The sequence below is a fragment of the Bradyrhizobium sp. 137 genome (assembly GCF_023074095.1).
Lineage (GTDB): Bacteria > Pseudomonadota > Alphaproteobacteria > Rhizobiales > Xanthobacteraceae > Bradyrhizobium.
Window position 1 is genome coordinate 21,931 of record NZ_JADPKU010000116.1, and the last position, 7,585, is coordinate 29,515.

Consider the following 7,585-nt stretch of genomic DNA (forward strand, 5'->3'; position numbering starts at 1 on the left):
CACAGCTCAGCGGGTGCCGCAAGGGCCTCTCCTGAGCGCAGTTTTCCTTGGTAAGTTGGTGCGGTTTGCGCCCTCGAGGTCTCGTGCTTCGCTCGCAATCCTGCACGCGCTCGATGACGATCTTCAGTCGGGATTGGCAGCAACTCATCGAGATGTGCCGCGTGGTTGATACCGGTTCTGGTCGATCAGGAGACCATCTACGCATCGACGCATGGAAACGACCGCCTGCTGCTCGGGCTCAAGGGCAGCCTCAACGAGTACGAACCGGATCTGTTGCGCCAGCCCTCGCTCTCGGCACGCTAATAGAAGGCGCGCCGCGGGCGAGTTGGTTGTGGCAGCGCCCGTCGGCTTCATGAAGGCCGGCGACCGCTATGTGAAAGACCCGGATCGGCGTGTCCAGGAAGCGATCAAGATGGTGTTCGACAAGGTCGAGGAACTGGGCGGCGCGCGACAGACGCTTTGCTGGCCCCACGAGTACAATTTCGATCTGCCGGTGAAGCAGACCAACGGGGACACGGCCCGGCGGCGACCACACTACTCCGCCATCGGCAGGCTTAAACACCGGGATGTGGTTGTTTGAGCGCATTGATGTGACGCGCTCGCGGGTACGCGATTGCCGTTGCCGGTGTTGAGGCCATTGCGATTGAGGAGGCCGGCAATGAGATCGTCGCTGGCGATCAGCACCAGTTGGCGCACGGGCTGGATGATGTCGGCGGAGAGCATCACGCACCTGATCTTGGCGGCCGCGATTGCAGCGGCGATCGCCCCGGGACAGATGACGCCAAGCAGCGCTTCCTCGATCACCGCGCTGAACGATGCGGAGTTGAATGCCCTACATTAACGCCCGTTCCGCGTATTGAGGGGCGATGGGACAACTGTTCGAAGCGCAACGTCCTGTCGGACGATAGCAGCGCAGACTGTCAGTCTCGAGACAAATGTCAGCAACTTGACGCTACACACCTTACGGAGTGCCTGCAGAGCCTCGAACTCTCTTCGGCACGAGGTTTACGTTGGTCCCGTCATCATTACCAATCGCAGTGCGATGGTCTTCGGGAAACGGGATCATTTCCAGCACATACGCATATACCGGCGCGACAGAGTCTGAAGCTCACGGTTCGACAAGCTAGAAGGGTCGACGTTAATTCCGCCCTTGGCGCCGCCATATGGCAATCCGACCAGGGCACACTTCCAGCTCATCCAGATCGCGAGCGCTGCAACTTCGCCAAGGTCGACGGTTGGCCCGAATCTGGTGCCCCTTTAGTAGGGCCAAGTGTAAGGTGCTGCACCCGAGAGCCTTCAAAAACCGCCGTTGTGCCGTCATCACGGTGAATTGGGCACGACACCGTGACAGATCGCTTCGGGCATCAGCAGGCGGGTCTGACGTCGTCTGGTATCCCCAGATAATTCGCGATCAGTTCGAATTGCTTTACGGCCATCTCAAACACTGGCCCAGTGTAGACAGTCACGATAGCTCCTGAGACTGGATATGAAACATCGGACTGCTTGTGCTTCAGAGCACCGAGCTCCCTAGTGCGTGTTGCGCGTTTCAGATGTGGAGACAACTAATCCAATCAGCAAGATTGCGTCTCGCGGTCACGCCAAAAATATGACCAATGCGATGAAAGCGAGATTGACCGAGGCGGCCACGACGGCCCAACAGCGAATCGTGGCAGGCGAAAATTCAAGAGCATCCTGCGAAGTGTCGACCCATAGCGGCGGCATTCAAGTCAGCTCCAAAGACCCGGGTTAAGAGACAAACCTGCATAAGCGCAGAAACCACCCACTCTGCTAAAGCGAGCCTTTCGCGCGTAGAGCCCTTGCCGCCCCGCCAACCGAGCTCGCAAAAAGGCACCCCGCCTGGCGAGCGAAAGCACATCGGCTATCGCTCGCCGAACTGCCCGATCCCTCCGCTAGGCGAGCCGGTGCGATCCGCGAGTGCGAGGAGCACCGCTGGAAAGAACTGTGCCGATCGCACGCCCGCGAGCCCGCAAAATCCGCGCCCACTGGCAGCGCATCTTGCCGCGAGCTTGTCAGGAGGCTTGCGCCCAATGCTCTGGGCTCGATGACATCCGTTCTAAGGTCAACCCGCTATCCCGATCGCTTTTGAACCACGGTGCTGGAGCGCTCGTCTGAGCTCACCGAACTGGTGGAACATGACGAACAGAGCGATCATTCCGGCGCCCAGCTCAGCGATTGCTTGACTAGCTAACAGTCCATCGAAACCCGCAACCACCGGGAATAACAGTACGGCCGGTATGAAGAGATAGCCCTGCCTCGCCAGGGCCACAATTGCACTGAGGCGTGCTCTCCCAAACGCCTGGAGCATTGCTGTCACGAAACTCTGAACCCCAAACAGTCCAAAGAAGAGATGAAACACGATGCAGGACGAGACGGCTATTTCCGCGACATTCTCGTTATCGCTAAATAGGGTCACCAAAGGCCTTGCAAAAACCACAACGGCCGCAGAATACGCGATGGAGAATGCGACCGTCACGAAGAGCATGAACTTCGCAGCCTTCAGAATACGAACATAGTCGTGTGCGCCCCAACCGAAACCCAGGACAGCTTGAGCGCCTATGCAGAACCCGGTGATAGGCAGTGCGCCGACCATCAAGATTCGCACAGCTATTCCAACTGCGGCGATGGAATCATCGCCGAACGGTGCAGCAGCTCCGTACAAGAGCATAACCGCAAGTGCCGATAAGATACTCGTCATTGTCGCTGGCGCGCCCACCGACACGAGCTGTCTGATGCGATCTGCTCGCAATGATATGTGAGATATCCTGACGAGAACTGTCCCGCCAAGCTTCGTAAAATACGCGATATAGAGTCCAATAGCAGCGATCTGCGATACCAGCGTGGCGAGGGCTGCGCCACGCACACCAAGGTCAAACAAGAATATGAAGACGGGGTCAAGCACAGCGTTCAGTAGAAACCCGGTAAGCATTGCCCACATGCTGAATCGCGTATCGCCTTCGGCTCTGACAATGAATCCGCTGACGATGTTTAGAAGCATCAGGGTGTTCCCGAACAAAAGCGTTCCCGCGTAGTCGAGCGCCACGGGCATGATGGTTGGAGTCGCTCCGAGGGTTGCGAATATCGCTGGCAGACTTGGAAGCAGAGCGACAGTAACTATGATACCAGTCGGAGCGGTGAGCGCGAGAGCTGTACTTGCGCCTCGACTCGCCTCTAGGTACTCACGAGCGCCCAGATGACGAGATATGAAGGACGCCGTTCCAACACCGATCCCCTGTCCGGCTGCCGCGAGCAGGACCATGATCGGCAAGGTCATGCTCACAGCTGCGATCGCCTGCGCGCCAAGTGCGCCAACAAAGATCGCATTGACGACCTGCTGTAACGCATGGATCGATAACCCAACAACAGATGGAATGGCGAGCCGCAGGATAAGGCTTGAGAGATTCGGGTCCGATAGATCGATGTGCTGTTTCTTCTGTGGCATCAAATTTCGCTCGCCCTCGAGCGCGAATTCTGTATCCGGCTCATTCATGGATGAACGTGTCGCGAGCTTCTCCAAATTCGCTGATCGCGTACTCAGCGCAACCCTCGCCGGAGCTGCTCTTGCACAGTGGTACATAAGTTTACTCGATCGCCGTGATCGCGTGGATCCATTTGACGTTTCACAAGCTGATTTTTGCGTTGGTCGATTTTCCCCTAGGCATACGCCTCCGCCAATCGTAGCCTTCTGCGGCTCTTAAGTCAGAACAACGAGGATCCTGATTGAGGTGTTCGTGGGTAGCCACCCAGGTTCTGCCAGTCATATTGTGCCGTTCTGCCCTTTGTTGACTTCTCATGGGTTGCGTTCATTTCTTTTCCTCGATGATGATCGGCGGGGAACGCGGCCGGACCCTAGGGCGACAAGTTGGCTTTGGCATCTACCGGATCTTGTAGTAGACGCTCCATCGTCTGCATGGCACACGCAAGGAACGTGCCAGAACCACAGTTGTGGTTCGGCGACGACTCATGCAAGCGCTCCATGATCTCGGGTTCCTTGTCGCGATCGAGACGAACGGCAGGCTGCTGGTCCCGGCCGGCGTGGTAACTGGATTTGCGTCAGCAAATCGCGCCGCGCTGGCCATCACTCGCGGACACGAACTCAAAATTCGTGTAGCCGCAGCCGGAAGCTATGCCGGCGGTTCGATGAGAGGGAGCTCGGACGATTTCTGCTTCGGCCCACGAGACGGCCCTGACGCCGTCGACCACATGCGGCAAGCCGTCGCGTAATGCCTCGCTCATCGGAAATGTCGAATCAGCGTGCAATCCCACAAACATCCCGGCATCAGATGAAAATATCTCAGGTATTTAAGTTCGAGGCAGCGCACCGACTTCCAAACGTCCCGCAGACACATCGTGTCATCGGACGCACGGTCATTCCTATCGCGTCGAGGTCGTGCTGAACGGGCCCGTCGATCCGCACACCGGGTTCGTAATGGATTTCTTCAACATGGAAGAAGCGTTCGGTCTTCTTCTAAAGAAGCTCGATCACCATTGCCTGAACGAAGTCCCGGGACTGGAAAATCCGACGGTGGAAAATATCGCCATCTGGATCTGGCAGCACGCGAAACCGCGCCTTGCGCAACTCTCGAGCGTGAGGGTGTACGAGACGACCGATTGTTGGGCGGAATATGACGGGCCGGATCGGTGAATTCAGCGCTCGTTGGGACTGTGTCGATGCGGCGCGCCTGTCAAACGCCATTCGGAACTGCCCCCTCATATTGCCTCAGATGACAATGTTACCGAAACGCACCCTAGTGTCTCTCCCGAATCAGCTGCCGCGAGTTCGAGCAAGCCGCTCGCGAAGCGCGCCCTCCAGAGCGCCGTAGCGAGCGAGCGGCTTGCGGTGATTCGGCGAAAGAACCTGTCGGGATTAGATACTAAGACACGAAGGTTGAACCGATAGTGTGATTTCTGTGCTGCTGATGAGTTGTCGAGCGGGCTTTGATCGCCAATTCTTCACCAATCGCTGCACCGTACGCCGCTGATGGCCGCTGAACCGACCGGGCGCATGCGCTTCGAGCCGGGAGAGAAGATCGACCGCGGACAAGTGCGGAGCCGCGGCGAGCCATCCCTCGATGATGGGAATGTAGGGGTCGAGCATCGATGGCCGACGTGGCACAGGCTTGCGCCGCACATAACGGCGCCGATGAATGCCCCGCTGCTCACCCTCTTTCCAACCATCGCCGAGCTCTCGGGCAAAGGCCGCCAAGTCGCTTTGCACCGGCTCGATAATCATCGCTGGCTTTCCAGCCCGCTGATCAACGCGCTTGCCCAGGTCATTTGAGCGTCCCGCATCTGTGCCAGCAATGCCACCGGATCAAGCATGCGGTAAATCTCCCGCAGCCTACGTTTAAATGCATCATTGAGACTCGGGTGGACCAATGCTCTTTCGTACGGCGTAGCGGGAGGAAGATAGCGTTTGATCACCTTGGCACCTTCGCGGTGCTTCTCCTTCAGCTTAAACGATGGCTGGAAGAAATTGATGTGCAGCCGTGCCGCCGCAAACAGGCGAGCTAATGAGCGAGCGGCATCAAGGCCTTTCAAACCGCCCGTAGCCCACCAGGCGGCGAACGATAGCTCCGTTCTTTTGTTCAACGAATGCCTGATCGTTCTTCTTGTAGGCCCTGGAAGAGTGACTTCAACATCGTGAGAGCGGCACCACGACACGACCGTGTCGTTCATGAAGGCGCTGTCGTTGTCAAAATCGAGCCCGCGAACGGGCCAGGGAAATAGGTTCTGCGCGCGCTCGAGAGCCTCGACCACAAGAGCTGCTTCACGCACGACGAGCGGAAAGCATTCGGTCCACCCCGTTGCGATATCCACTATTGTTAGCGTCTGAATGAACGCGCCGGATACGGACATGCCGCCCTGCGCAACCAGATCCGCTTCGCAGTACCCCGGCGGAGGTGATCCCCAGTCATTGAATGTGCGCACCGGGACCTGCCGCCGTACGGCACTGGAAAAGCCCGCCAGCCGTCGGCGTCCTCCGGCTGCTGCGATTTTTACGTCGCTCAGCAGGCGGTCGATCGTCGCCGCGCTCACCTTCAAAACCAGCGACCGCTCATCGGCAGAAAGCTTCAATCTGCCGTGCCGTTCAAGCGCGGGAGCAAGAACGGGATCATTGCCACGAGCCGCTTACTGCAGAGCCGGTCAGAGGCGTCCCATAGCACAATCAGTGCAACGCGAATGGAAACACCGTAGGTCCGGCCTCGCCGCCGCGGCACGGCCGATCCCGATGCCCCGTCCACTGACAGTGCTCGGATCGCGTGCTTGCGATGCCATCCGCTGACGGCGCAAAGCTCGTCTAGGATCCGTCCCTTCTCGAGCCGCCCGCCCGCCCGATAAGGCTCGGCCAGCGCTGATGTGATCTCGCGCTTTGCGCGCATGCTGATCTTCCCTGCCATAGCCGCCACCGAACTGATTCGGCAGCTCCGCCCCAGGCGCGACAGGGAAGTTGTCCGGTAACATTTTTAGTGAGGCAATGCGCCCCTTTGCGTCATGCAGAACTGCCCCCCACCATCGCGATTATGATTTCGGTTGAAGGTTGTTTCCGCCGGTGGCGGCCGGAGGGAGGCGGAGCCGACCGGAGGGCCGTCAGCGGCGGTCGGCGTCTTGATGAGGCCGCTCTTGCGCTTGGCGCGGAGCCGGTAGCTGTCGCCGCGGATGTTCAGCACGTGGCTGTGGTGCAAGAGCCGGTCGAGGATCGCGGTGGCGACCACGGGATCGGCGAACAGGGTGCCCCATCGGCAACGCTGCGGTTCGACGTGATCAGCATGGCGCCGGTTTCGTAGCGGCGGCTAACCTAACTAGCTGGAAGAACAGATGCGCCGCCTCGGGCTCCAGCGGCAGGTAGCCGAGTTCGACGACGATCAGCAGCTTTGGCTTCGACAGCGCGAGCAGTTTCTCGTCCAGGCGTCGCTCGCCGTGCGCCTTGGCGAGGCCAGCGACCAGCGTCGTCGCCGTGGTGAACTGCACCGTATACCCGGCCAGGATTGCCTCTCGCCCGAGTGCAATGGACAGGTGCGTCTTACCGACGCCGGGCGGCCCGAGCAGCAGTACGTTCTCGCCGTTGGCGATCTATCGTGACGCGGCCAGGTCACGGATCTGCTTTGGATCGATCGACGGCTGCGCCTCGAAGTCGAAGCTCGCAAGCTCCTTCACGGCCTGGAAGTGTGCGGTGTCCGCGCCATCTCGATGCGGCGTACACTGTCGATTTCATCCTGCCCTTGCCCAATCCCATCCTGAATCGGCATGGGATGTCTGGTACATTCTGGACAAGAAATGGGCGGAGGAGAACAAGGCCGTCGAGCCGACGCCGGTGTCCGCGACCTCGCCGAGCTACGCCTCGCTACACGAGAATGGTATCGGTCCGTTCATCATCGAACATCAGCCAGGCGTGAAGACGGTGTTCAAGGCCAACCCCAATTACTGGGGCAAGATGGAAGGTAACCTGAAGGAGATCACCTTCACCCCGATCGCCTCCGACGCCACCCGCGTTGCCGCGCTGCTCTCGGGCGAAGTCGACGTCATCGAGCCGGTGCCGATCCAGGACATCTCCCGCGTCGATTCC

The 7,585-nt window shown here is 59.1% G+C and carries 6 protein-coding genes and 4 pseudogenes; 5 read left to right on the forward strand and 5 right to left on the reverse strand.

All coding sequences use genetic code 11. The features are described from left to right. Positions 1-165: 165 nt before the first annotated feature. The 3 genes from IVA78_RS29560 to IVA78_RS29570 all read left to right on the forward strand — a co-directional run bounded on the left by IVA78_RS29560 (position 166) and on the right by IVA78_RS29570 (position 841). Complete coding sequence (locus tag IVA78_RS29560) at positions 166-303, forward strand: hypothetical protein (protein WP_247469074.1); 138 nt, start codon at positions 166-168, stop codon at positions 301-303. Positions 304-331: 28 nt separating this feature from the next. Next, on the forward strand, positions 332-580 hold the full coding sequence (locus IVA78_RS29565; protein ID WP_247469075.1) for a hypothetical protein: 249 nt from the start codon (positions 332-334) through the stop codon (positions 578-580). A gap of 78 nt (positions 581-658) precedes the next feature. Next, positions 659-841 (forward strand): hypothetical protein, encoded by a 183-nt coding sequence (locus tag IVA78_RS29570; protein WP_247469076.1) that lies wholly within the window; start codon positions 659-661, stop codon positions 839-841. Between the two features lie 213 nt (positions 842-1,054). Here the strand turns inward: IVA78_RS29570 and IVA78_RS29575 are convergent. Both IVA78_RS29575 and IVA78_RS29580 read right to left on the reverse strand, forming a co-directional pair. Then, positions 1,055-1,466: pseudogene (locus IVA78_RS29575) on the reverse strand (Glu/Leu/Phe/Val dehydrogenase dimerization domain-containing protein); the annotation flags it as partial. A 614-nt stretch (positions 1,467-2,080) separates the two neighbouring features. Then, on the reverse strand, positions 2,081-3,508 hold the full coding sequence (locus tag IVA78_RS29580; RefSeq protein ID WP_247469077.1) for an MATE family efflux transporter: 1,428 nt from the start codon (positions 3,506-3,508) through the stop codon (positions 2,081-2,083). Positions 3,509-4,301: 793 nt separating this feature from the next. Here IVA78_RS29580 and queD point away from each other — a divergent pair. Next, positions 4,302-4,663 (forward strand): annotated as a pseudogene (gene queD, locus IVA78_RS29585) (6-carboxytetrahydropterin synthase QueD). 222 nt (positions 4,664-4,885) lie between these two features. Here queD and IVA78_RS29590 read toward each other — a convergent pair. The 3 genes and pseudogenes from IVA78_RS29590 to istB all read right to left on the reverse strand — a co-directional run. Beyond that, positions 4,886-5,251, reverse strand: a complete 366-nt coding sequence (locus tag IVA78_RS29590; protein ID WP_247469078.1) for a hypothetical protein — start codon at positions 5,249-5,251, stop codon at positions 4,886-4,888. After that, entirely contained in the window at positions 5,248-6,096 is an 849-nt protein-coding gene (locus tag IVA78_RS29595; protein ID WP_247469079.1) for a transposase family protein, read from the reverse strand. Before IVA78_RS29595 ends, IVA78_RS29590 begins: the two co-directional genes overlap by 4 nt. 444 nt (positions 6,097-6,540) lie before the next feature. Beyond that, positions 6,541-7,217 (reverse strand): annotated as a pseudogene (gene istB / locus IVA78_RS29600) (IS21-like element helper ATPase IstB); the annotation flags it as partial. Between istB and IVA78_RS29605 the strand changes: the two are divergent. Next, positions 7,218-7,585: pseudogene (locus IVA78_RS29605) on the forward strand (ABC transporter substrate-binding protein); the annotation flags it as partial.